This window comes from Bacillus sp. CH30_1T (assembly GCF_008364765.1).
Taxonomy (GTDB): domain Bacteria; phylum Bacillota; class Bacilli; order Bacillales; family Bacillaceae_B; genus Rossellomorea.
The window spans coordinates 78544-103406 of the sequence record NZ_VTUY01000012.1 but is presented as its reverse complement, the minus strand read 5'-3'; the positions used below and the strand labels follow the sequence as shown (position 1 = coordinate 103406).

Genomic DNA, 24863 nt, shown 5'->3' with positions numbered 1-24863 from the left:
AACGACGGGATCAATACTCGGTCGACCATTATCTAAACAATACTTATCTTTTACCAGGTCATAAATAAATTCAAAGTCAATCGCTTGTTCAACCTTCCTAACCAGATGATCCTCTGGAACAAGTTGGTCCAACGCAACCATTTCAATTTGATTTCTTCCATCCTCAACGTGTTTTGATAACATTTTATATCCCCCACAAAAATATCGATTCCATTCCATTATACAAAAAAAGCTTGTAGACTTGGTCTAATTTTTAGACTTTGTCTACAAGCTGAGGCTGCCTTATGGGCAGTCGTTTTTTATGTGATGAATATGGAGTAAGGGAAATCCGCTTACTCCGATTATGATTAATTAGAATGCTGTAAATAAAAAATCCCGCCATTGATGATATCAATGGATATCTTAGGTTCATACTGCTCTTTCAATGCTTGTTGTTCCAGGAAATAGGATTCGGGCTTTTCTTCTTGACCTCCATAAAAGTGATTCAATAATTGTAAATCTTCCTCCCACGTCTTTCGTGCCTGCTCAGCCCATTCAATAGGTTCTTCTTTGATTTCTTCATACAGGAAAGTCTGAATGCGGTTCACTCCGCTTTTCGGTTTAATGATCGGTGTCAATGTGAATGAGAAATCAGGAATTTTAGGTGTCAGGTTTCTGGACATCAATGATGTATGAAAGTTTTCCTGAATGACGCCATTAATCAGGTTTAATCCGATGCTTCTAATGCTGTCTTTCTTTCGGTTAGATTGATACGAAATTTTGATATTCAAACCGAGCCATGGATGTAGAGGCGTTTGCTGACCACTCGGTGTGAGCCGGTTTTCATATAAGCGAATATACCCTGCTAAATTTCGTGTTGAATGGAAGATTTGGTGTAACCGCGGAGAACCAAAGTGAATAGGTTCTCCTTTTAATTCTTCAGGTGCTTTATCCGGATTCGTTATAAGGGATAATGTCATCGGATTTGGAATACCTCCCGTTTTCTCAAGGTAGTGCCAGTAGAAAGGGCGGTTCATCAGTTCCTTATCCAAATCAATCGTGAGCTGGACGGTCATATGACCGTCTCCGTTCGCAACCAGGTCACATCCATTAGCCACGAAGTATCTCTCAAGAAATTGATGAATTTCGTGCTGCTGCATTTGATTTCTCCTCCTTTAATTGTTCGGCAAATTGAATCATACTCGTTAAATTCTCCATTTTAATCTTCATTTCCCCTTCCGTTCTGGATGAAGAAAGAATATCGGTTACATGCTCTTCGATGTCACGGAAATCCAGGCGGGTCAGGATTTCATCCAATTGTCCGATTACTCGTTCAAAGAGATTAATTTTTTCATAAAGAAGCTTTAATATATGTTCTTCGACCGTGTTTCTGGTAGCGAAATTGTAGATGTGAACATCCTCTGTCTGTCCAAGACGGTGGACACGACCTATTCGCTGCTCTAACCTCATAGGATTCCATGGCAGGTCAAAGTTGATCACATGATGGCAGAATTGGAGGTTGATTCCTTCCCCTCCGGCCTCAGTAGCAATTAGCACCTGTGCATGCTTTTGAAAGAGTTCCCGCATCCAATCCTTTTTCCCCCGTTTAAATCCACCTCGGAAAGGTACAGAGCTTATTCCATGCTGTTTTAAGAACCATTGCAGATAGAGCTGTGTCGCCCGGTACTCTGTAAATATAATCACTTTATCATTGATCGATTGGACGATTTCCAGTGCTTTCTGAGCCTTGGAGTTCATTGTCACGTTTTCTACTTTTTTCATCAGAGTGCCAATAGTATTCTCAAAACCAGCCGTCGGAGCTTCCTTCTTCTCAAGCATGTTTTTGAGAGTATAAAATACTGCTTCACGAGAGCTGCATGCTTCTCTTTGAAGTGTTAATAGAGAGAAGGAGCTTGAATTAGCCCAGTCATCATAGTTCCCCCTAAGCAAATCGATGCTGTTATATAAATCTCTTTCAGCTTCGTTAAAATCGATTAAGACAGTCTTTACGTGCCGTTTTGTCCATTCTATACCCGTATCGCTGCGTCTATTACGAATCATCACTTTGTTAATGAGACTTTTTAAATGTTCATCCTCTTGAAGAGTACGGTCCCCCTTTTTATATCTGTCAGAAAACCCGGTTTCATTTCCGAGGTGTCCAGGCTTAAGGAGAGAAACTAGATGGAAAATCTCTTCGACACGATTTTGGATAGGTGTCGCTGTCAGCAGTAAGCAGAATTTCTTCTTTAGGTTCTGGACAAATTCATAGTTTTTTGTTTTATGATTTTTTAGTTTGTGAGCTTCATCAATAATTACCAAATCATAGTCCTGTTCATACACTTTTTCCCGATGAGGGCTTCGCTTAGCCGTATCCATGGATGAAACGACAATATCGCACTGATCCCAAACGTAACTTTTTCGTTGTGGAACAGCCGGGATGAAAAACTTACTGTTTAATTCATAGGCCCATTGAGAGACAAGGGAAGCGGGAACCAATATTAATACTTTCTTCACTAATCCTCTAATCATGTATTCTTTCAATATTATTCCTGCTTCAATGGTTTTACCTAATCCGACCTCGTCTGCAAGGATCGCTTTTCCGTTCATCGTTTCAACAACCTGCTTTGCTGCTTCAAGCTGATGGGGGAGCGGAGTGACATTTGCCAAATGTTTTGGTGCTTGCAGGCCTTCAAAGTTCGGAATTGCAAGATGATGTTCAAATTCGATGGCCAGCTTATAAAGCTCCCAATTTCCCCATGGGCCATCGTTATCAATTAAATTCTCGAGACCCTCTCCCCATTCTTCATCAAATATAACCTCAACATTCATCTGAAAAACATCTCCTTATTTCTAATAAAAATGATTGCTCAATCCTCGTATTTAATGGTAGGATGAAATTAGATTTTCTAATGTTTAAAAAACTCGAAAATCCGAACATTCACATTTACAACATTTCTTCTGTATATTTCTAGTATGACCAAATGTTTCAAGGAATATTGGCGAATGATAACAAGGGGAGAGACTGTGCATACAGCGCCGAAGGAGCAAGCACATTTAAGTGTGAATCTCTCAGGCAAAAAGACTCTTGTTGGACGCAACTCTGGAGAGTGTTTCCGTACCGGAAACCACCAAAGGGGAAAGCCGTTCTTCGGTAAACTTTCAGGTGCAAGGACAGAGAAAACTTCTTTATGAAAAGGGGTTTTTCTGTCCTTTTTTCATGGGATAAAACTTGGTTAAGGATTATGCATGTAAGGAAGATAAAGGGGGAAAAGTCATGTCAGAGTTAAAACAAACACCTTTATACGAAGTGTACAAAGAGTATGGAGGAAAGACCATCGACTTCGGTGGCTGGGCTTTACCAGTGCAATTCTCAAGTATTAAAGAAGAACATGAAGCGGTACGATCCCGGGCAGGACTATTTGACGTTTCTCATATGGGAGAAATTGAAGTGAAGGGTGAAGGGGCTCTTGACTACTTACAAAGAATGATGACAAATGATGTCTCCAAAGTAAAAGATGGAGGAGCTCAGTATACGGCTATGTGCTACGAAAACGGTGGGACGGTCGATGACTTATTAGTTTATAAAATAAAAGATAATGATTATTTGCTCGTTGTTAATGCGGCAAATATAGATAAAGATTTTCAGTGGCTGAAAGAACATGAAGTCGATGGCGTTGAAATCAACAACATCTCTGAACATATGGCTCAATTGGCACTTCAAGGTCCACTTGCTGAACAGGTTTTACAAAAGCTTACAGACGAAGATTCACTAAGCGATATCGGATTTTTTAAATTTCAGACCGAAGTGAACATAGATGGTAAGCTTGCACTTGTTTCACGTACCGGATACACAGGTGAAGACGGATTTGAGATTTACTGTGATGCAGGTGATGCGGCTGCAATCTGGAAGGCGATCTTAGCTGCGGGCAAGGAGCATGGTGTACTTCCATGCGGACTTGGTGCACGTGATACATTGCGTTTTGAAGCGAATCTTGCACTTTACGGACAAGAATTATCTCAATCGATCACTCCGATCGAAGCAGGGATTGGATTCGCCGTAAAAGTGAATAAAGAGGTTCCATTTAATGGTCAGGAAGTGCTGAAACAACAAAAAGATGAAGGCGCCTCAAGAAAAATCGTCGGGATTGAAATGATTGATCGCGGAATTCCACGTCATGGCTATAAAGTGTTTTCCGGTGAAGAAGAAATAGGGGAAGTCACAACCGGTACACAATCGCCGACATTAAAGAAAAATGTTGGATTAGCATTACTCGATAAAGAGTTTACTTCTTTAGATACGGAAGTACTGGTTGAAATCAGAGGGAAAAAGTTAAAAGCGAAAGTAGTAGCCACACCATTCTATAAAAGACCAAAGAAATAGGGGAGGAATGACGGTCATGAAACATCGTTATTTACCGATGACAGAGCAGGATCAAAGGGAAATGTTAGACAGCATAGGAGTAGACAACGTTAACGATCTATTTGAAGATATTCCCGAGAAGGTTCGTTTCAAAGGGGATTACAAAATCAAAGAGGCGAAGTCAGAAACGGAATTGGTAAAGGAACTGACCAAAATGGCAGCGAAGAATGCTGACCTAAAAAGTCATTCATCCTTTTTAGGGGCTGGAGTATACGACCACTACATGCCGATCATTGTGGATCATGTATTATCACGCTCAGAATTTTATACAGCTTATACACCTTATCAGCCGGAAATCTCGCAAGGAGAACTTCAAGCGATTTTTGAATTCCAAACGATGATTTGTGAGCTGACCGGCATGGATGTAGCCAATTCTTCCATGTACGATGGAGGAACAGCTCTTGCAGAAGCAGCTATGCTGAGTGCAGGGCAGACCCGTCGGAAAAAGGTACTGGTTTCAAGTACCGTACATCCCGAATCACGTGATGTTTTACGATCTTATGCAAAAGGTCAGTATATAGAAGTGGTAGAAATCCCGCACAATAACGGTGTTACGGATGTGGAAGAACTTAAGCAATTAATGAATAATGATATTGCAGCGGTAGTCGTTCAATATCCTAACTTCTTCGGCCGGGTAGAAGAACTAAAAGCCATCGAAGAAGTGACTCATGCCCAAAAAGCGATGTTCGTGGTTTCTTCAAACCCGCTTGCACTAGGAGCGCTTACTCCTCCTGGACAATTAGGAGCAGATATCGTCATTGGTGATGCACAGCCATTTGGTATTCCAAGTGCATTCGGTGGACCGCACTGTGGATACTTCGCCGTTAACAAAAAGCTTATGCGTAAAGTTCCAGGCCGTCTTGTTGGTCAAACGGTTGATGAAGATGGAATCAGAGGATTTGTTCTGACTCTTCAAGCACGTGAACAGCATATCCGTCGAGATAAAGCCACGTCGAATATTTGTTCAAACCAGGCATTAAATGCACTCGCTGCGTCTGTCGCCATGACGGCTCTAGGAAAACAAGGCGTCAAAGAAATGGCACTTCAGAATATCCAAAAAGCACATTATGCAAAAGAAGCCTTTAAAGCAAAAGGGTTCTCCATTGCATTTGAAGGACCATCATTCAATGAGTTTGTCGTAAAGGTAAATATGCCTGTTAGAGAAATCAATCAAAAGCTTCTGAGTAAAGAAATGATCGGTGGATACGATTTAGGATTAATGGATGACAGCTTATCACAGTACATGCTAGTGGCTGTTACTGAACTTCGCAGCAAAGAAGAAATTGACGCATTCGTAGCAGAATTGGGGGATTGTCATGAATAAGCAAGATCAACCTCTTATCTTTGAATTATCTAAAGAAGGCCGTGTCGGCTATAGCTTACCTGAAATGGATGTACCACATGTGGAATTATCGGATCTCATTCCATCGGATTATATCCGTTCGGAAGAACCAGAGCTTCCAGAGGTATCTGAACTTGATATCATGCGCCATTATACGGCGTTATCAAAACGTAATCATGGCGTGGATTCCGGTTTCTATCCATTAGGGTCTTGTACGATGAAGTACAATCCGAAGGTGAATGAAAACGTGGCACGATTGAATGGTTTCGCTCATATCAATCCTCTCCAGGAAGCGGAAAGCGTTCAAGGTGCCCTTGAACTGATGTATGATCTTCAGGAGCATTTGAAAGAGATCACGGGCATGGATGAAGTGACCCTTCAACCTGCTGCCGGTGCTCATGGAGAGTGGACGGGTCTTATGATGATCCGTGCTTACCATGAAGCAAATGGCGACACTCACCGTACGAAGGTCATCGTACCGGATTCAGCTCATGGAACGAACCCTGCCAGTGCGACTGTAGCAGGTTTCGAAACGGTAACGGTAAAATCAAACGAGAATGGTTTAGTTGATTTGGAGGATCTGAAGCGTGTAGTTGGAGATGATACAGCAGCCTTGATGCTGACCAACCCGAACACTCTTGGATTATTTGAAGAAAACATTCTGGAAATGGCTGCAATCATTCATGAAGCAGGCGGGAAGCTGTATTATGATGGTGCCAATTTAAATGCCGTATTATCAAAAGCCAGACCGGGGGATATGGGATTTGATGTCGTGCATTTAAATCTTCATAAGACGTTTACAGGCCCTCACGGAGGCGGTGGTCCGGGAAGCGGTCCTGTCGGAGTGAAGGAAGACTTGATTAAATATCTTCCAAAGCCGGTCCTGGTGAAAAATGATGATAAATTCGAGTTCGATTACAACCGCCCTGATTCCATTGGCCGTGTAAAACCTTACTATGGGAACTTTGGAATCAACGTGCGTGCTTATACTTACATCAGAACGATGGGTCCGGACGGGCTGAGAGCCGTTACCGAAAACGCAGTCCTGAATGCAAATTACATGATGCGCCGCCTGGCTCCTCACTTTGACCTTCCATACGATCGTCATTGTAAGCATGAATTTGTGATCAGTGGAAGACGCCAGAAGAAGCTTGGCGTCCGTACTTTGGATATTGCTAAGCGTCTATTGGACTTCGGATACCATCCACCAACCATTTACTTCCCATTAAATGTGGAAGAATGCATGATGATCGAGCCAACCGAAACAGAATCGAAAGAAACACTTGATTCCTTCATTGATGCCATGATCCAGATTGCCAAAGAAGCAGAAGAAACACCTGAAATCGTCCAGGAAGCACCTCACACAACCATCGTCAAACGCATGGACGAAACACTCGCGGCAAGAAAACCAGTACTGCTTTATACAAAAGAAAGCTAAAGAATATGAAATAGGAAATCCCCGCAGCCAATCGCTGCGGGGATATTTTTGAGGGACGGACCTTTGTAGTAAGGGAAGTGGGTGGAGGTGTTTGTGGTGTGTCACGTGTATTTCAATTGAAAAAAGAGGGGATTCGATCGATTAAAGGGATCATCATGATAGAAAGACAAGTAATCAAGCAGATAAGGTCGATCACTCAGCAGAATAGGTGCGGAATACGGTCGTGATGGTAAGTAATCCAACGGAAGTGATAGGGAATCCAGTTTAATCCCATTTGTTAATTGAGTTATGCACAATATCATTAGAACTACCAACTCCAATCCCTCCACCACTCTCACCAATTAAAAAAGGATCGCCCCAAAGGCAATCCTTTCACATTATTTTTTATGTTTTACTTTACCTGTCCACTTTTTAAAGCCACCTTGCAATTGGTGAAGATCTCGGTACCCTTTGCGGTGAAGCATTTGAGCTGCTCTTCCGCTGCGTAGTCCGCTTTGGCAATAAAGGTATACGGGTTGGTCGGCACGGATTTCCTTTTGTCTCATTTTAATTTGTGAGAGGGGGATATTTCGTGCGCCAAGTACGTGACCGTTTTCAAATTCATTCGCTTCACGAACATCTATCAACTGAGCTTTACGATATCCTGCTCGAAATTCTTCTTCAGTCAAAGTATTCACAATTCTCTTTTGATAGAAGAACGTAAAGAGTGAATAAACAATGATTCCACCAAGTACGACTAAAAGAATATATAATCCTTCCATCATTCATGCTCCTTTCTACAAATGCGCTAACTTCTATTATATTCATGAAAGCCCTGAGAATCAAAACAAATTTATTATTTTACAGCAAACACTTTCCAATCTGTTTTTCTTTGTTTTTTCTTTTGGATTTGATAGACTAGTAACGGACTTAAATGAAGTTGGTTTTTTACATAACAAAATACAAAGAGAAGACGCAAATGAGGTATGATGCATGAAAAAAGAAACATGGAGATTCATTGACTCAGGGAATTGTTCCCCTTCTTATAATATGGCCCTTGATGAGGCGCTACTGGATTGGCATAGCGAGGGAAAGATTCCTCCCACAATCAGGTTTTATGGCTGGGATCCCGCGACGCTCTCGATCGGTTACTTCCAAAAGGTAGAAAAGGAAATCAATCTTGACGCAGTAAAAGAGCACCAACTTGGCTTTGTCAGAAGACCGACAGGAGGCAGAGGAGTTCTGCATGAACATGAATTAACGTACAGTGTCATTGTTTCAGAAGAGCACCCAGAAATGCCTAAAACCGTTACAGAAGCATACCGAGTGATTTCTGAAGGGATCTTAAAAGGATTTCAAGGACTTGGACTCGAAGCCTATTTTGCTGTTCCGAAAACAGCAGAAGAGCGGGAAGGGTTGAAAAATCCACGTTCGGCTGTTTGTTTTGATGCCCCTAGCTGGTATGAGCTGGTGGTAGAAGGAAGGAAAGTAGCGGGCAGTGCCCAGACGCGTCAAAAAGGTGTCATCCTTCAACACGGTTCCATTCTATTGGATCTTGACGAGGATAAGCTGTTCAGTCTGTTTAACTATCCATCTGACCGGGTGAAAGAGCGTATGCAGCGGGCATTTAAAAGCAAGGCTGTCGCGATGAACGAAATCAGTTCTGAAACGGTCACCATGGATATGGCCAAGGAAGCGTTCAAAAAAGGTTTTGAAGAAGGATTGAATATCCACCTGGAACCATATGAACTTTCTAAAGAGGAAACACAATATGTTGTAGATCTTGCCGGTACCCGTTACGAATCAGATGACTGGAATTTTAAGCGTTAAAAAATTTTTTTGTAGAATAAAAGCGATGTTTGTCGCTTTTTTCCTATTTTACCAACTATTACGCCACTTGGATTTATATCAAGTTCTAAATTAATAGAAATGGTCGGAGTATTATATGATTTTCTATTATTTCCTCCTGTTTTCTATTTTTATTGGCTTATTATCCGTTTGACAAACAAATGACCTATTGACCAGAAACACAATATGTGGTGTGTCGAATAATTTTTTACACACTATATGTTGTGTTTATTTATTGCTTTTCTAATAGAGCTATGATATCGTATAACTTGATATTAGACATCAAAGTAAACAACAAACAAATGAATGATTTGAGATAGAAGGAGTTGTCTTTATGACTGTTGCGTCGAAAAACACAATGAAATTAAACATCGAAAGATTAAATCAGGATATCGGATTATTTCCTCAAGTACATCCCATAACCCCAGATATGAATACTACACACAAAGGTGTATCCCGTCTTGTCATGATTGATCGCTATTCTTTCAAGGACACGGAAAAGATCACTCTTTCTGAAGGGGATTTCGTGGTCCTCACCATAAAAGAAGATCCTAAATTCCCTGCAAGAGGATTAGGTTATATTTCGAGCATCGACTGGGAAACGAAGAAAGCAGATGTTTGGATCGAAGAAGAGTACAGAAGTGCCATCGACAAGCCGGAAGAAATGGAAACGGGTATCGTCTCAAGAACACTTGATGTAATCGAAAAGCCACTGGAAGTCTACTACGAACAAATTGCGAAGCGTAACGCAACAGGCTTGGCAGAAGTGGAAGAAACTCCTGAAAAGAGACAAGTTTGGTTTGAAAAGTTCTATCATGAATTGGTGAACCTGCATTTTGTTCCTGCCGGACGAGTGCTTTACGGAGCGGGTGCAGGCACGGACGTAACGTACTTCAACTGCTACGTGATGCCTTTCGTACAGGATTCTCGTGAAGGAATTTCGGAACATCGCAAGCAGGTGATGGAGATTATGAGCCGAGGCGGGGGTGTCGGAACGAACGGATCGACTCTTCGTCCGAGAAATACCCTGGCTAAAGGTGTGAACGGTAAATCCTCCGGTTCAGTTTCCTGGCTGGATGACATCGCTAAATTGACTCATTTGGTTGAGCAGGGTGGATCAAGACGTGGGGCACAAATGATCATGCTTTCAGATTGGCATCCCGATATTATCGAATTCATTATTTCTAAAATGCAAAATCCGCGTATTTTACGTTATCTTCTTGAAAATACAGAAGATGAAACGATTAAAAAAGCAGCACAGGATAAGTTGAAATTCACACCTCTGACAGAACAAGAGGAAGCGATGTATCAAGGTATCCTAAATTATAGACAAATCCCTGGCTACGGTGGATTTGATGCGAAAATCCTTAAGAATGCAGAAGAAAAGCTCCGTACAGGCGGTACGTACAGCGTCCATAATTCAGAATTCCTGACAGGTGCGAATATCTCGGTTTGCCTGACAAGCGACTTTATGGAAGCCGTTGAAAACGACCGTGAATATGAACTGCGCTTCCCTGATGTGGAAACTTATAACGAAGAGCAAATGAAAATCTATAATGAAGAATGGCACAACGTGGGTGATGTCCGTGAGTGGGAAAAGCTTGGCTACAAAGTGCGTACTTATCGTAAGATCAAAGCGAAAGAGCTTTGGAACCTTATCAACGTTTGTGCAACATACTCTGCGGAGCCTGGAATCTTCTTTATTGATAACGCGAATGATATGACGAATGCGAAGGCATATGGTCAAAAGGTAGTTGCTACGAACCCATGTGGTGAACAACCTCTTGCTCCATATTCCGTGTGTAACCTGGCAGCTGTCAACCTTGCTCAGTTTGCCAATAAAGAGACGAAAACCGTTGATTTTGAAAAATTGAAGCGTACCGTTGAAGTGGGTGTGCGCATGCAGGACAATGTCATCGATGCGACTCCGTACTTCCTCGAAGAAAACAAAAAGCAGGCCCTTGGTGAGCGACGTGTTGGCCTTGGGGTAATGGGTCTTGCAGACTTATTGATTTACTGTGAAAAAGAATACGGTTCTGAAGAAGGCAACAGACTTGTGGATGAAGTATTTGAAGTCATCGCAACAACGGCTTATCGTGCATCCGTTGAATTATCCAAGGAAAAAGGAAGTTTCCCATTCCTTACTGGAAGCACCGACGAAGAAACGAAAGCTTTACGAAAAGCGTTTGTGGAAACAGGTTTTATGAAGAAAATGCCTGAGGATGTACGGGACGACATTCAACAGTTCGGGATTCGAAACTCTCATCTATTGACCGTTGCCCCAACTGGCTCAACAGGTACGATGGTTGGAGTATCTACTGGCCTTGAACCTTATTTCTCATTCACATATTACAGAAGTGGACGTCTTGGTAAGTTCATTGAAGTGAAAGCGGATATTGTTGAGGATTACTTGAAGAGAAATCCGGATGCAGATGCTGACAATCTTCCAGAATGGTTTGTTTCTTCCATGAGTTTGGCGCCACAAGCACATGCCGATGTCCAATGTGTGATTCAGAATTGGATTGACAGCTCAATTTCGAAAACGGTTAATGCCCCTCGTGGTTATACGGTTGAGCAGGTAGAAAAAGTGTATGAGCGACTTTATAAAGGTGGAGCAAAAGGTGGAACCGTCTACGTTGATGGAAGTCGTGATTCACAAGTTCTTACTCTCAAGGCAGAAGAAAACAGCTTTGATGAAGAGGACGAACAGGAACAAAAAGACATTCCTACATCGAAAAAGCCGATCGTATTAGTTGATACGATTCAGGACGTACGTTCAACTGACGTGACCATTGGTTCTGAAGTCGGGAATACGTGTCCGGTCTGCCGTAAAGGGACGGTAAAAGATATGGGTGGCTGTAATACTTGTACAAACTGCGGCGCTCAGCTGAAATGCGGTCTATAAGTGAAGAAAATGAGGAGGGGACTTGTTCCCTTCCTATTTTTTTAGTCTAAAACCCTTCATGGTGAATTAAAGATGTAGTAATAGACATTGAAGGAGTGGGGCCTTTGGACATCGATGGTGTTTTTTCAGGTGGAGGCATAAAGGGGCTCGCGTTGATTGGGGCATATCAAGCATTAGAGGAGAAGGGCTACAAATTTAAAAGGCTCGCAGGAACAAGTGCCGGAGCGGTGATTGCAGCATTTATTGCTGCCGGTTATTCGAGCAGGGAGCTCCTCAAAATCATGGATGATATTGAAATTAGTAAATTGCTGGACTCAAACGCGATCATCTCTCTCCCTATTATAAAATGGTTTCGGGTTTACTATCGTTTAGGCTTATATAAAGGAGTGGCACTTGAATCCTGGGTGGAAGAGAAGCTGAAAGCAAGAGGGATTTATACGTTTGCCGATTTACCACCAAATTCACTCCGGGTCATCGCTTCAGATTTATCGAATGGCAGATTATTGGTTCTTCCAGATGATCTTGAGAAGTATGGCATAGCGAAAGAAACCTTTCCTGTTGCCAGGGCGATACGAATGAGTGCGAGTCTTCCTTACTTCTTCGAACCTGTAAAGCTGCGATCTTTAGAAGGAATAAGTTTCATGGTGGATGGTGGGGTGCTCAGTAACTTTCCTATTTGGCTTTTTGATCGGGAAAATTTGAAAAAGGTAAGACCGGTCATCGGGGTGAAGTTAAGTCACGATCTAGTTGGAAAGCCAAAAAAACAAATCAGAAATGCAATTGATATGTATGAAGCCCTCTTTACTACGATGAAAGATGCACATGATTCAAGATACATTTCCAGAAAACTTGAAAAAAACATCATCTTTATTCCGACTGAAGGTGTGCTCACGACCGAATTCGGATTAACGCCGGAAAAAAGAGCAGAGCTCATCCAATACGGAAAATCAAAAGCAGAAGCATTTTTACAAAAATGGCCGTATTAATAAAACAATCGAGCTCCTAAAATGAGGCTCGATTGTTTTTCTTATTCTTTTTTCCTTCAATTACGGTAAGGTTGGCATTGGATTTCTTTCGTATCGAACGTTTCTTTGAGGCGTTTGATACTTGAGGCTTGCTTGGAGTCTTTTTCTTATGCCGCCTCTTTGATTGTTTGGCTGCTTTAAGAAACGCTCTCTGTTCATTACTATTACCAGCCCGCCTCCCGCTGAACCATCTTCGGTAAATGAAGTAGATAATTCCTACCACAGCTGCTGTAACAAGTAATTGCTTTACTAGCCCTAAAGGATTTCCGAATAGGGAAGTTAAGAGCCCAACAATAGCTAACAATATTAATGTGATAACAAAGATATTACGAGCGTTCAACAAAGCCACCTCCTTACAATACAATCCATTATACATATCTATACTATTATTCTAGACAATTTCCTTGTTATTTAACCATATTAGTTATCGATTTTCTGTAAATATTGCTGGAGTTATTTTTCTGAAACTTGGAAAGATATTATCTATTTTACTAAAAAATGAATCAAAGGACTAGAGATAGGTTTTATCAACCATATTCCCTCATCATTCACAGATGAAAAATAAGTAAATCCATGCAAATGTTTAAATCAATGGGACATACTACGAATGGAGGTGTTACAGATGGCTGAACAAAAGGGACAACATGAAAAGATTCAGGATGGAACAGAAGAAAGCAAGGAGAATCCACGTTTAGAGCAGAATCATAGTGAAAAACCACTATCGTTCATGGCGATGGTTGTAGTGACGGGCTTTATAGGTGGGATGTTATGGAGTTCAATTGCCTACATTTGTTACTTTTTTTCCTTTACGAAAATCGAGCCAAATATAATATTTGAGCCGTGGGCGGTTGGTGACTGGGTGGACAAATGGATTGGTATCGTTCTTTCCATAGTGGCTTACGGAGTGATTTCTATAGGTGTGGCTCTCATTTATTATGGTTTATTACGAAAATTCAAGTCTATGTGGGTTGGGGCTGCCTACGGCGTAGCGTTATACTTAGCATTCTTTTTACTGCTCAATCCGCTCTTCCCGAGCATTGAATCCTTTACATCCATTGATTATCACACTTTGATCACAACCTTCTGCCTGTATATTTTGTATGGCGTATTTATCGGCTATTCGATTTCTTATGAAGAAAATGAATTGAGACATCAGAATGAGAAAGAAAAATCAGGGGAAGTTTCACATTAACAAATCCTCATTATCAGACAATTATGTAGGTATAGGAATAAGGTTTGTGTTAGAATGTTCATGATGAACATTCTATTTTTTTAGGGGTTTATATATGATGAAAATCTTGCTTTTAAATGGTCCTAACTTAAATAGGCTGGGGAAGCGTGAACCTGATATTTATGGACATGTTACCTTGCTGCAACTTGAGGGGAAGCTTTCGAAACAAGCAGAAGGTGAAGGCTTTCAACTCTTTTCAGCTCAATCGAACCATGAAGGGGATATGATTGATTACATACACAAGGCAGAGGATGAAGGATATGGGGGAATCATCCTGAATCCCGGTGCTTTTACACACTACAGCTATGCGATTAGAGATGCAGTGGCTTCGGTATCAGTACCGGTAGTGGAAGTGCATATATCAAATATACATGCCCGGGAAGCGTTTAGACATCAATCTGTCGTTGCAGCTGAAACGGTTGGCCAGATCGTTGGATTTGGACTGTTTGGTTACGAATTGGCTTTACAAGCGATCATAAAGAACATTAAGGGAGTGGAATTGGATGAAAATTGAACGATTAAGAGAGACTTTTTCAGAAAACGAACTTGACGGGATCTTACTTACAAGTACCTACAACCGTCGGTACATGACAAACTTTACTGGTTCATCAGGCGTTGTTCTGATTTCTAAAGATAAAGCGTTATTCATAACAGATTTCCGTTACATCGAGCAAGCAACCGAGCAGGCTGCCGATTTTGAAATCGTCCAGCATACTGGACCCATCCATGAGGAAGTAGCGAAACAAGTGAAAAACCTGGGGATTAATAAATTGGGCTTCGAGAAGAACTACATGACATTTAGTGCGTATGATAGCTATCGTGAAGTGCTTGAAGCAGAACTTGTACCGGTATCCGGGCTGGTAGAAAAGTTACGCTTGATTAAGACACCTGAAGAGCTTAAGATAATTAAGGATGCGGCGGATATTGCCGATGCAGCATTTAAGCATATATTAGATTTTATTAAACCGGGTGTGACAGAGTTAGAAGTTTCCAATGAATTAGAATTCTTCATGAGAAAAGCGGGAGCGACATCTTCATCTTTTGATATCATCGTTGCTTCAGGTAATCGTTCTGCACTTCCTCATGGGGTTGCCAGCGATAAAGTTATTGAAAAAGGTGATTTTGTAACGTTGGATTATGGTGCATACTATAAAGGATATTGCTCCGATATGACACGTACCTTATCTGTAGGAGAACCAAGTGAGAAATTGAAAGAGATCTATGACGTCGTTCTACAATCACAGCTTCTGGCCATGGAAAAAATCAAGCCTGGTATGACAGGTAAAGAAGCAGATGCTATTGCACGTGATTACATAACAGAAAAGGGTTATGGAGAGTATTTCGGACATTCACTGGGACACGGAATCGGCCTTGAAGTCCATGAAGGACCAGGATTGTCCTCCCGTTCCGATGTGGTACTGGAGCCTGGAATGATCGTAACGGTTGAACCGGGTGTCTATGTTCCAGGTGTTGGCGGTGTTCGTATTGAAGATGATACACTCATAACAGAAGATTCCAATGAAACACTGACACATTCTACAAAAGATCTAATCATTCTACCATTGTAGTCCTAAAGACAGGTCTACTAGACAATAGGAGGAAATAAATATGATTTCAGTAAATGATTTTCGTACAGGTTTGACGATTGAAGTCGATAACGGGATTTGGCGAGTAATCGATTTCCAACACGTTAAACCAGGTAAAGGGGCAGCATTCGTTCGCTCTAAACTTCGTAACCTGCGCACAGGTGCCATCCAGGAAAAAACGTTCCGTGCAGGAGAAAAAGTAGGAAAAGCTCAAATCGATAACCGTAAAATGCAATACCTGTATGCTAATGGTGACATGCATGTATTCATGGACAATGAGAGCTACGATCAAATCGAACTTCCTGCTTCTTCCATCGAATATGAATTGAAATATCTGAAAGAAAACATGGAAGTGTCCATCATGATGTACGGAGGAGAAACTCTTGGAGTAGAGCTTCCTAACTCAGTTGAATTAAAAGTAACTGAAACAGAACCGGGCATTAAAGGCGATACAGCTTCCGGTGGTTCAAAACCTGCTACAGTGGAAACAGGATTAGTGGTTAACGTACCGTTCTTCGTCAACGAAGGAGACACATTAATCATTAATACAACGGACGGATCTTACGTATCACGTGGATAAATAATGTGAAAAGCCTGATCGGGATTACTCTCGTTCAGGCTTTTTTTATTTGCGGCGATGGGGTCTTTGTCGCGCTATGTATTGGTTTATCTGCCATTGGTCGGAATTCGACATCCCCCTCACTCCAAACCAAAGCTCCCAATACCCACCACAAATCTTCCAACTCTACTGTCATAATCTCATGCTACTAGAATACATTGTATTATCGGGAAGCATGTACGAAGGTTCATTTATCGTCTTCCTACATTCCGAAGTGGAACAAGATTAGGAGGTACCTATATGCAAGAAGTTCTAGCCTTACTACCCAGCACTATTTCTGACAAAGTCCTGACCCTTCCACAAGACCTTATTGACCGAATTGAAGAAATTAGGGTTCGTACCAACCGTGTGTTGGAGGTCACGGCCAGGGGGAAGCCATATTTTCTTTCTTATACCGTTACCGAGGAAGATAGCGAACAGCTCATTAACAAACTATCCCGGCATTCGTTTTATACATTAGAAGAGGAACTGAAGAGAGGATATATCACAATAGAAGGCGGACATCGTGTTGGCCTTGCAGGAAAGGTGATTCTAGAAGGCGGTGTGGTAAAAGGAATCCGAAATCTGTCCTCCTTTAACATTCGGATTGCAAGACAAAAGCTTGGCATATCTGATTCTATTTTTCCATATGTTTATGATGCCGGATGGAAGCATACGATGATTATCGGCTCACCTCAAACAGGGAAGACGACTTTGCTTAGAGATCTCGCACGTATGATTTCGACGGGCGTTCCTGAAAAAAATATCCCCCCTTTTAAAGTAGGGATTGTCGATGAACGGTCCGAAATTGCCGGCTGTGTAAACGGAATTCCTCAGCTGATGTTTGGACCGAGAGTGGACGTGCTGGATGCATGTCCGAAGGCTGAAGGGATGATGATGCTGATCCGCTCCATGAGTCCAGACGTCCTGATTGTGGATGAGATTGGTCGCGTGGAAGATGGTCAAGCTATCCAGGAAGCCGTTAATGCCGGTATTACCCTTGTGATGACGACTCATGGATATACATTTGGTGAAGTAGCGAAGAGACCAGTTATCAAGGACATTGTGAATCTTCAAACCATTGAGCGGTTTGTTGAATTAAGGAGAGGGGATGAGCCTGGTAAAGTTCATGAGGTGTGGAATGAACACGGTCAATCTCTTCTGAAAAAAGCGGGTGTGACATAAATGATTAAACTAATCGGTGCTGTTTTTATCCTGCTTTCTACTTCCTGGGCAGGTTTCGAAGCGGCAAAATATTTAACGGAAAGACCAAGGCAGCTTCGGTTGTTGAAGGTGGCCCTTCAGTCATTGGAAGCAGAAATTACGTACAGCCATACCCCTTTGCATGAAGCAACCAGAAAGATTTCCAAGCAGCTGCAAAAACCTGTTTCATGGTTCTTTGAAACGTTCTCAAAGAAATTAACGGAGCAGGAGATATCAGTGAAGAAAGCGTGGGAGGAAAGCCTGAATGATATTTGGAAATTAACGGCTTTTAAGACAGGGGAATACGAAATCCTGAAACAATTTGGAGAAAACCTGGGCAAACACGACATGATGACCCAGCAGAAGCATATTCAGTTAGCGTTAACACACCTGGAAAGAGAAGAATCAGAGGCGATAGAAAAGCAGAGAAAATATGAAAAGATGACGAAAAGCTTGGGGTTTTTGTCAGGTTTATTATTGATCATCCTATTACTCTAACGATGCTTCATAGGTCAATACTTTTATACATGCCAATCGCTTGCGAGAACAGCTTTCAGAAACCAGGAGGGAAATGAATATGGGAATTGATGTGGATATTATTTTCAAGATCGCAGGGGTGGGGATTGTAGTGGCCTTTTTGCATACGATTTTAGATCAGGTAGGGAAGAAAGAATATGCACAGTGGGTTACATTGTTTGGGTTCATCTATATTTTGTTTATGGTGGCCTCGATTGTCGATGATCTGTTCCAGAAGATTAAATCGGTCTTCTTATATCAAGGTTAGAGGGGGCGTCCGCGATTGAAATCATTCAAATTGTTGGTATAGCACTGGTTGCGACCTTTCTGGCTTTGATTGTGAAAGAGCAGAAACCAAATTTTGCTTTTTTGCTTATTGTGTTTGTAGGATGTTCAATTTTTTTATTTCTGATCGATCAAATATACTCCATTATTCATATGATTGAGAAGCTTGCTGCGAATGCAAATGTGAATATGGTGTATGTAGAAACCATTCTCAAAATTATCGGCATCGCCTACATAGCGGAATTCGCTTCTCACATTACAAAAGATGCCGGACAGGGAGCGCTTGCGGCGAAAGTGGAGCTTGCAGGGAAAATCTTGATTTTAGCAATGGCGGTACCTATTCTAACAGTAATTATCGAAACAATTATTAACATGATCCCAACTGGATAAGCGAAACGTTAAGAGGTGGAAAAAATTGTTGCAAATATATCGAATACTCGTCATAGCACTTGTCATTTTTTTCGTAGGAGCATCCGGTGGACAAGCTGAAGAAGGGGAGGAACAGATTCCGCCCGATTCGACGATTCAACAGCAAATGATTGATCAGCAGTTAGATCAATTAGGAATCGAAGAATTAAAAGGATTCTGGAACAGTATAGTGGATCAATACGGTGGCTATCTCCCTGAAAGTCAAAAGGGCAGTTTGGTTGATTTTATCAAAGGTGAAAAAGAGTTTTCCTTTAAAGCATGGTTTGGTGGAATCTTCAAATTCGCCTTCCAGGAGCTTGTGATGAATGGGAAGCTATTAGGAACACTGATTATGCTCACGATTTTCAGTATGTTTCTTCAATCCCTGCAGAATGCGTTCGAAGGAGGAAGTGTCAGCAAGGTTGCTTACAGCATTGTGTTCATGGTGTTGATCATCATCGCCCTTAATAGTTTTCACGTGGCGATTGATTATACCCGGGATGCCATTTCCACTATGATTCACTTCATCATTGCCCTCATACCTCTGATGTTAGCTCTTATTGCCGCCTCAGGAGGAGTTGTATCCGCAGCGTTTTTCCATCCTGTGATTATCTTTTTAATGAACACAAGCGGGTTATTGATCCAAAATGTCGTTCTCCCCCTGCTATTTCTGGCTGCGCTATTAAGTATCGTAAGTACCCTTTCCAGTCATTATAAAGTGACGCAACTGGCACAGTTATTGCGAACATGGAGTATCGGGTTATTAGGGGCCTTTATGACCGTTTTCCTTGGTGTTATATCCGTGCAGGGAGCCACGGCAGCGGTGACAGATGGGATTACCATTCGAACAGCGAAATTTGTTACTGGAAATTTTGTACCTGTGATCGGCAGAATGTTCACAGATGCGACGGATACAGTGATCAGCGCTTCCGTTCTTTTAAAGAACACGGTGGGAATCGCTGGTGTGGCCATTGTTCTGATCATTGCAGCTTTTCCTGCAATCAAAATCCTCATGATTGCGTTTATTTATAAATTAGCCGCCGCCCTCCTGCAACCCCTAGGTGGCGGACCGGTGATAGAATGTCTCGATATCATTGCTAAAAGTGTGATTTATGTCTTTGCGGCCCTTGCCATTGTGTCCTTTATGTTCTTTTTGAGTCTTACCGTCATCATCGCGGCAGGAAATATCACGATGATGATGCGATAAAGAGGAAGGAGTACCGTCATGTCATTTCTCACCGATTGGATTACAAATATTATTATCTTTGTTCTCTTAGCCACCGTCATTGACATGCTTCTTCCTAGTTCCAACATGCAAAAATATGCAAAAATCGTGACCGGCTTATTGTTAATCACGATTATCCTTACACCTTTATTTAAATTAATGTCAACCGATTTTGGTACAGTGATGGAGTCAATTGATATAAATGGAAATTCACAGAATAATTCAGTAGAAAATTTAATAGAAATGAAGAAAAAAGAAATACAAGCCTCACAACGTGCATATATTTTAGAACAGATGGCTGTCCAAATGAAACAACAAGTAGAAAAGGAGATGATGGATGAACACGGTAAGGTCATTGAGAAGGTTGTGGTAAAAGCAGATGATCTGGAGAATGTCCCGGATAGTATCACAGAAGTTACAGTGGTTGTAAAAGATAAACAAGAAAACACCACGATTGAAACTGTTCAAAACGTGGAGATCGATACGGGAGCTGAGCAGAGAAAGAAAACCCCTGAAGAAAGTACGTCCCAAATGGCCTCCTTACTAGCCGAGCAATGGAATCTTACACCAGACAAAATAATCATTACAGTTGAAGGGGGGACTGGGGAAGCCAATGAACTTTAGTAAAGGTCCGCTTAACGCATTGAAGGAATGGTTGTCAAAGGAAAATTCCAATTCACCGCCAAAGGATAAAAAAGGGAATAAGTTTCAATATTTTCTCATTGTTCTGTTAGTAGGTGTCGCCTTTATGCTAATCAGTGATCTTTGGAGCAGGGATAGCAGCTTAGAGGTCTCGAAATCAGTAGACGAAGGAGCACCTGAAGAGGTCGCGACATTCGGATCCGGCCATAAGGAATCGGATGGGTCTATGAGAGGGTACGAAGATCAATACGAAAACCAATTGAAAGAAGCACTTGATCAAATTGTTGGGGTCAGCGAAGTACATGTTGTGGTCAATGTAGAGGCAACAGAGTCAAAAGTGTATGAAAAGAATGAATCCACACAGTCACAAACGACCGCTGAAGAAGATAAGTCAGGTGGAAAAAGATCGATTGAGGATAAATCACAAGAGGAAGAAATGGTCATCGTGAGGGATGGTGAGAAAGAAGTTCCCATTGTGAAAGAAACAAAAAAACCTAAAGTCAGCGGTGTCCTTGTTGTAGCAAAAGGAGCCGATAATATACAAATAAAAAAATGGATCAAAGAGGCTGTTACCCGTGGATTAGACGTACCAAGTCACAGGGTATCGGTTCTGCCCAAAAAATAAGGGGGAAATGATAGATGTTATTAAAAAAACAAACAGTTTGGTTATTAACGATGTTGAGTCTTGTGATCGTGCTTTCAGTTTATTACATTACTTCTCCAACACAGCAAGTGACAGATATGGCATATGAAGAAAAGGACGGAAAGGAGCAAGCGAAAGAAGATGGGAAGGAAACCATGTCTGACGTGGAAGTCGTAACAGACGCAGCTGGAAATGAAATGTTCGAAGCTTTAAGAATTGAAGTATTGGATCAACGCGAACAGCTTCGCGAAGAGCTGGAAGCGAAAGTAGCGAACGCTGATGTATCAGCAGAGGAAAAAAGCGCTGCCTATGAGGAAATGGAGAACTTAAGAGAGTTGGCCATGACAGAATCAGTATTGGAAACAATGATCAAAACAATGGGTTATGAAGATGCGTTAGTAAGAGCTAACGGTGAAAATATCCGAATTACAGTGAAATCCGACAAGGAGCACTCAACAGCCGATGCGAATGAAATCATCCGCCTCGTGATGAGTGAAGTTGGTCAGATGAAACCGGTAGCAGTAGAATTTCAGCCAACAAATTAACATGTAAACCAGTGCCGCCGAAGGGGAACCTTCAGGTGGCTATTTTTTGTTTAAAAAGGAAGTGCAATGACTTGCATCACACATAAACGATCCAACAGAAATCAAAAAAATTCTTCTATTATTTTATTTTTTTCCTAAAAAGGTCTAGAATAGAGACTAGGGTTGTGTGCGCTTTACGGAATGGTAGGAATCGCATATTGAATTTATACGAGGTATTATCGTATGATATTAGTAGCTAGTCATAATTTTTTAAACTATAAGAGGGGTGTCAACCGTGTTAAAAATTCAAGAAATTCGTGAAATAATCAAACTCGTAGATCATTCTAGTGTTGATGAGTTTACATACGAGCATGATGGTTCGAAAATAAAACTTAAAAAGAATAATGGTGTAACAGTTTCCGGGCAACCACAAGTCGTTCAGGCAGTAGAGGAAGTAAAACCTGCAGCTCAAGCAGTACAGCAGGCTCCAGCGCCTGTACAGGAAGCAGCTCCTACTGTAAATACAGAAGAAAAAGAAGGTCCACAAGCAAAAGCAGAAGATTCAAACTTACATAAAATCACGTCTCCTATGGTAGGGACGTTCTATCAATCTTCTTCACCGGAAGCAGGTCCATACGTGAAAGTTGGAGATAAAGTCGATGAAAGCTCTGTCGTATGTATCGTAGAAGCGATGAAATTATTTAATGAGATTGAAGCGGAAATAAAAGGTGAAATTACAGAAATCTTAGTAAAAGACGGTCAATTGGTTGAATATGGACAGCCGTTATTCTTGGTCAAACCTGAATAAGGAGCGAAAATAGATATGATAAAAAAGGTATTAATCGCCAATCGAGGAGAAATTGCGGTACGTATTATACGTGCATGCCGAGATTTAGGCATCGAAAGTGTAGCCGTTTATTCTGAAGCTGATAAAGAAGCACTCCATGTTCAATTAGCGGATGAAGCTTATTGCATCGGACCGACTGCATCGAAAGACAGCTACCTGAATTTCACAAACATCATTAGCGTGGCAAAACTGACAGATTGTGATGCCATTCACCCTGGTTACGGATTTTTAGCCGAGAACTCTGATTTTGCAGACCTGTGCCGCGATTGCAACATCATCTTTATAGGTCCTTCACCAGAGGCGATCTCGAAGATGGGTACGAAAGACGTGGCTCGTGAAACCATGAGGGAAGCAGGCGTTCCGATTGTACCGGGTTCAAAAGGCATTGTGAAGGACGCAGAAGATGCAGTTCAGCTTGCAGAATCCATGGGTTATCCTGTCATCATCAAAGCCACTGCAGGTGGTGGAGGAAAAGGGATCCGTGTCGCGAAAAGTCAGGAAGAGCTTGTTAAAGGGGTAACGATCACTCAGCAAGAAGCCATGACTGCATTCGGTAACCCTGGTGTATACATTGAAAAGTTCATCGAGGACTTCAGGCATGTGGAAATCCAGGTGCTGGCTGATAATTTCGGGAACGTGATCCACCTTGGGGAGCGTGACTGTACGATTCAGCGACGCCTTCAAAAATTGATCGAAGAAACACCATCACCCGCTTTAACTGAAGAAATTCGTGTTAAGATGGGGGAAGCAGCAGTAAAAGCAGCCAAAGCGGTTGATTACACTGGTGCCGGCACGGTAGAATTTATATATGACTACGTTAATCAATCATTCTACTTTATGGAAATGAATACCCGTATTCAGGTAGAGCACCCTGTAACAGAACAAGTAACAGGAGTCGATTTGATTAAAGAACAAATTCTCGTAGCATCAGGAGAAAAACTTTCTCTTACACAGGAAGAAGTAACGTTCACTGGTTGGGCAATTGAATGTCGTATTAATGCAGAGAATCCTGAGAAGAATTTCATGCCTTCAGCAGGAAGGATTGAAATGTATCTTCCACCAGGCGGCATTGGCGTAAGAATCGATTCAGCCGCATATCCTGGTTATATGATCCCTCCATACTACGATAGTATGATTGCCAAAGTGATCACCTATGGAGCGACTCGTGAAGAAGCGATCTCAAGAATGAAACGTGCCTTGAGTGAATTTGTGGTTGAGGGTATACACACAACCATTCCGTTCCATTTGAAACTATTAGATCATGAAACCTTTGTTGGTGGAGAATTTAATACGAAGTTCTTGGAGAAATACGAAGTAATGAAATCCTAGTGTGAATTCAGGAGGTGCCTTACATGGCGGAAAATCAAAACCTTTTACAAATGTCTCACGGTAAAGACGGCCTTGGGAAGATTGAAATCGCACCTGAAGTGATTGAAGTAATTGCAGGTATCGCTGCTTCAGAAGTAGAAGGCGTATCACAAATGCGTGGTAACTTCGCGACAGGTGTCGTCGAGCGTCTCGGCAAGAAAAACCACGGTAAAGGTGTCAAAGTGGAGCTTGCAGAGGAAGGAATCATCGTGGATGTCTATTGCATCATGAAATTCGGTGTAGCCATTCCGACAGTGGCTCAAAAAATCCAGGATAACATTCGTCAAGCCCTGCTTAACATGACTGCTCTTGAAGCAGATGAAGTAAATGTTCATATCGTTGGCGTCCAATTTGAGAATCAAAAATTCGAAGCTGAAATTGACGACGAAATGTAGAAGAGGGACGGTCCTTTAGGGGGCCGTTCTTTTTTTGTGTGTCGGTTCGTGTCTGAATGGGTGTTTTTTGTAAAACGACTGGATTTTTGCGTGAATTTGCCCGATTATTTCCTGGAACGGCTGGATTCCTAAAGGTTTCGGCTGGATTTTTCATCAAACGGCTGGAATTATTGAAATTCCGGTCGGATTCTACTAATGTGGGGGCCGCACTCCCCACTGCTTTTCTGCTTGTCCAGCTCCGGCGCTTAGAGGCTCGAGGTCATAAGTCAAACCTGCCAAAAAGGCAAAGAACGCCTTTCCGGCAGGTTCGTCTTATGCTTGTCGCCTCTGGGTAAAGCCCCTCCGCTTTTCGATTTGTCCAGCTCCGCCTCCTTGTCCCTCGAGGTCATAAGCTAAATGGTCCATGAAGGCAAAGAACGCCTTCCCGGATTTCCCAGAAATGCTTGTCGGGCCTGA

At 41.8% G+C, this 24863-nt stretch carries 27 protein-coding genes and 2 riboswitches; of the genes, 22 read left to right on the top strand and 5 right to left on the bottom strand.

Going from position 1 to position 24863, the window contains the following annotated elements; translation table 11 throughout:
• The 3 genes from F0342_RS20890 to F0342_RS20880 all read right to left on the bottom strand — a co-directional run.
• Positions 1-183 (bottom strand): transposase (locus F0342_RS20890; protein ID WP_483861465.1); only part of this gene is annotated, 183 nt, incomplete at its 3' end.
• A gap of 164 nt (positions 184-347) precedes the next feature.
• Positions 348-1139: a YqhG family protein gene (locus F0342_RS20885; RefSeq protein WP_149157759.1), complete on the bottom strand. Its 792-nt coding sequence runs from the start codon at positions 1137-1139 to the stop codon at positions 348-350.
• Positions 1108-2808, bottom strand: coding sequence for a DEAD/DEAH box helicase (locus F0342_RS20880; protein WP_149157758.1), 1701 nt, complete (start codon positions 2806-2808; stop codon positions 1108-1110). The genes F0342_RS20885 and F0342_RS20880 overlap by 32 nt, the downstream gene beginning before the upstream one ends.
• Before the next feature lie 174 nt (positions 2809-2982).
• A riboswitch (glycine riboswitch) is annotated at positions 2983-3074 on the top strand.
• A 3-nt stretch (positions 3075-3077) separates the two neighbouring features.
• A riboswitch (glycine riboswitch) is annotated at positions 3078-3156 on the top strand.
• 97 nt (positions 3157-3253) lie between these two features.
• On the opposite strand from F0342_RS20880, the gene gcvT reads away from it, so the two are divergent.
• The 4 genes from gcvT to F0342_RS25565 all read left to right on the top strand — a co-directional run bounded on the left by gcvT (position 3254) and on the right by F0342_RS25565 (position 7406).
• Positions 3254-4360 (top strand): glycine cleavage system aminomethyltransferase GcvT, encoded by a 1107-nt coding sequence (gene gcvT, locus F0342_RS20875; RefSeq protein WP_149157757.1) that lies wholly within the window; start codon positions 3254-3256, stop codon positions 4358-4360.
• A 16-nt stretch (positions 4361-4376) separates the two neighbouring features.
• Positions 4377-5723 (top strand): aminomethyl-transferring glycine dehydrogenase subunit GcvPA, encoded by a 1347-nt coding sequence (gcvPA, locus tag F0342_RS20870; RefSeq protein WP_149157756.1) that lies wholly within the window; start codon positions 4377-4379, stop codon positions 5721-5723.
• Positions 5716-7179: an aminomethyl-transferring glycine dehydrogenase subunit GcvPB gene (gene gcvPB / locus F0342_RS20865; protein ID WP_149157755.1), complete on the top strand. Its 1464-nt coding sequence runs from the start codon at positions 5716-5718 to the stop codon at positions 7177-7179. The genes gcvPA and gcvPB overlap by 8 nt, the downstream gene beginning before the upstream one ends.
• 98 nt (positions 7180-7277) lie before the next feature.
• Positions 7278-7406 carry a hypothetical protein gene (locus tag F0342_RS25565; protein ID WP_262481841.1) on the top strand — a complete coding sequence of 43 codons (129 nt, stop codon included), beginning with the start codon at positions 7278-7280 and terminating at the stop codon, positions 7404-7406.
• A 150-nt stretch (positions 7407-7556) separates the two neighbouring features.
• On the opposite strand, the gene F0342_RS20860 is transcribed toward F0342_RS25565, so the two are convergent.
• Complete coding sequence (locus tag F0342_RS20860; protein WP_044340028.1) at positions 7557-7940, bottom strand: rhodanese-like domain-containing protein; 384 nt, start codon at positions 7938-7940, stop codon at positions 7557-7559.
• A gap of 211 nt (positions 7941-8151) precedes the next feature.
• Here F0342_RS20860 and F0342_RS20855 point away from each other — a divergent pair, with 211 nt between their 5' ends.
• The 3 genes from F0342_RS20855 to F0342_RS20845 all read left to right on the top strand — a co-directional run bounded on the left by F0342_RS20855 (position 8152) and on the right by F0342_RS20845 (position 12897).
• Positions 8152-8988: a lipoate--protein ligase family protein gene (locus tag F0342_RS20855; protein WP_149157754.1), complete on the top strand. Its 837-nt coding sequence runs from the start codon at positions 8152-8154 to the stop codon at positions 8986-8988.
• Positions 8989-9340: 352 nt separating this feature from the next.
• Positions 9341-11911: a vitamin B12-dependent ribonucleotide reductase gene (locus F0342_RS20850; RefSeq protein WP_149157753.1), complete on the top strand. Its 2571-nt coding sequence runs from the start codon at positions 9341-9343 to the stop codon at positions 11909-11911.
• Between the two features lie 104 nt (positions 11912-12015).
• On the top strand, positions 12016-12897 hold the full coding sequence (locus F0342_RS20845; protein WP_149157752.1) for a patatin-like phospholipase family protein: 882 nt from the start codon (positions 12016-12018) through the stop codon (positions 12895-12897).
• A 16-nt stretch (positions 12898-12913) separates the two neighbouring features.
• Here F0342_RS20845 and F0342_RS20840 read toward each other — a convergent pair whose 3' ends face one another.
• A complete protein-coding gene (locus F0342_RS20840) occupies positions 12914-13276 on the bottom strand; it encodes an SA1362 family protein (protein ID WP_262481840.1) in 363 nt (120 codons plus the stop codon).
• Positions 13277-13558: 282 nt separating this feature from the next.
• On the opposite strand from F0342_RS20840, the gene F0342_RS20835 reads away from it, so the two are divergent.
• The 15 genes from F0342_RS20835 (at position 13559) to F0342_RS20765 (ending at position 24407) form a co-directional block, all read left to right on the top strand.
• Positions 13559-14128: a YqhR family membrane protein gene (locus F0342_RS20835; protein WP_149157750.1), complete on the top strand. Its 570-nt coding sequence runs from the start codon at positions 13559-13561 to the stop codon at positions 14126-14128.
• Positions 14129-14222: 94 nt separating this feature from the next.
• Positions 14223-14681, top strand: coding sequence for a type II 3-dehydroquinate dehydratase (gene aroQ / locus F0342_RS20830; protein ID WP_149157749.1), 459 nt, complete (start codon positions 14223-14225; stop codon positions 14679-14681).
• Complete coding sequence (locus tag F0342_RS20825; protein WP_149157748.1) at positions 14671-15735, top strand: M24 family metallopeptidase; 1065 nt, start codon at positions 14671-14673, stop codon at positions 15733-15735. The genes aroQ and F0342_RS20825 overlap by 11 nt, the downstream gene beginning before the upstream one ends.
• A gap of 40 nt (positions 15736-15775) precedes the next feature.
• Positions 15776-16333 (top strand): elongation factor P, encoded by a 558-nt coding sequence (gene efp / locus F0342_RS20820; protein WP_034757996.1) that lies wholly within the window; start codon positions 15776-15778, stop codon positions 16331-16333.
• Positions 16334-16612: 279 nt separating this feature from the next.
• Positions 16613-17536, top strand: coding sequence for a stage III sporulation protein AA (gene spoIIIAA / locus F0342_RS20815; protein WP_149157747.1), 924 nt, complete (start codon positions 16613-16615; stop codon positions 17534-17536).
• Positions 17537-18052: a stage III sporulation protein SpoIIIAB gene (spoIIIAB, locus tag F0342_RS20810; RefSeq protein WP_149157746.1), complete on the top strand. Its 516-nt coding sequence runs from the start codon at positions 17537-17539 to the stop codon at positions 18050-18052.
• Between the two features lie 79 nt (positions 18053-18131).
• On the top strand, positions 18132-18338 hold the full coding sequence (spoIIIAC, locus tag F0342_RS20805) for a stage III sporulation protein AC (protein ID WP_034758004.1): 207 nt from the start codon (positions 18132-18134) through the stop codon (positions 18336-18338).
• 14 nt (positions 18339-18352) lie between these two features.
• Positions 18353-18745, top strand: a complete 393-nt coding sequence (gene spoIIIAD, locus F0342_RS20800) for a stage III sporulation protein AD (RefSeq protein WP_172655798.1) — start codon at positions 18353-18355, stop codon at positions 18743-18745.
• 28 nt (positions 18746-18773) lie between these two features.
• Complete coding sequence (gene spoIIIAE, locus F0342_RS20795; protein ID WP_395940708.1) at positions 18774-19970, top strand: stage III sporulation protein AE; 1197 nt, start codon at positions 18774-18776, stop codon at positions 19968-19970.
• Positions 19971-19988: 18 nt separating this feature from the next.
• Positions 19989-20612 (top strand): stage III sporulation protein AF, encoded by a 624-nt coding sequence (gene spoIIIAF, locus F0342_RS20790; protein WP_149157745.1) that lies wholly within the window; start codon positions 19989-19991, stop codon positions 20610-20612.
• Positions 20602-21255, top strand: coding sequence for a stage III sporulation protein AG (gene spoIIIAG / locus F0342_RS20785; RefSeq protein WP_149157744.1), 654 nt, complete (start codon positions 20602-20604; stop codon positions 21253-21255). Before spoIIIAF ends, spoIIIAG begins: the two co-directional genes overlap by 11 nt.
• A gap of 14 nt (positions 21256-21269) precedes the next feature.
• Complete coding sequence (locus F0342_RS20780; RefSeq protein WP_149157743.1) at positions 21270-21818, top strand: SpoIIIAH-like family protein; 549 nt, start codon at positions 21270-21272, stop codon at positions 21816-21818.
• A 274-nt stretch (positions 21819-22092) separates the two neighbouring features.
• On the top strand, positions 22093-22605 hold the full coding sequence (accB, locus tag F0342_RS20775; RefSeq protein WP_149157742.1) for an acetyl-CoA carboxylase biotin carboxyl carrier protein: 513 nt from the start codon (positions 22093-22095) through the stop codon (positions 22603-22605).
• A gap of 15 nt (positions 22606-22620) precedes the next feature.
• Positions 22621-23973, top strand: coding sequence for an acetyl-CoA carboxylase biotin carboxylase subunit (accC, locus tag F0342_RS20770; RefSeq protein ID WP_149157741.1), 1353 nt, complete (start codon positions 22621-22623; stop codon positions 23971-23973).
• Between the two features lie 23 nt (positions 23974-23996).
• The gene (locus F0342_RS20765; RefSeq protein ID WP_149157740.1) at positions 23997-24407 is read left to right on the top strand and encodes an Asp23/Gls24 family envelope stress response protein; all 411 of its coding nucleotides are present in this window, start codon (positions 23997-23999) and stop codon (positions 24405-24407) included.
• The last annotated feature ends 456 nt before the right edge of the window (positions 24408-24863 follow it).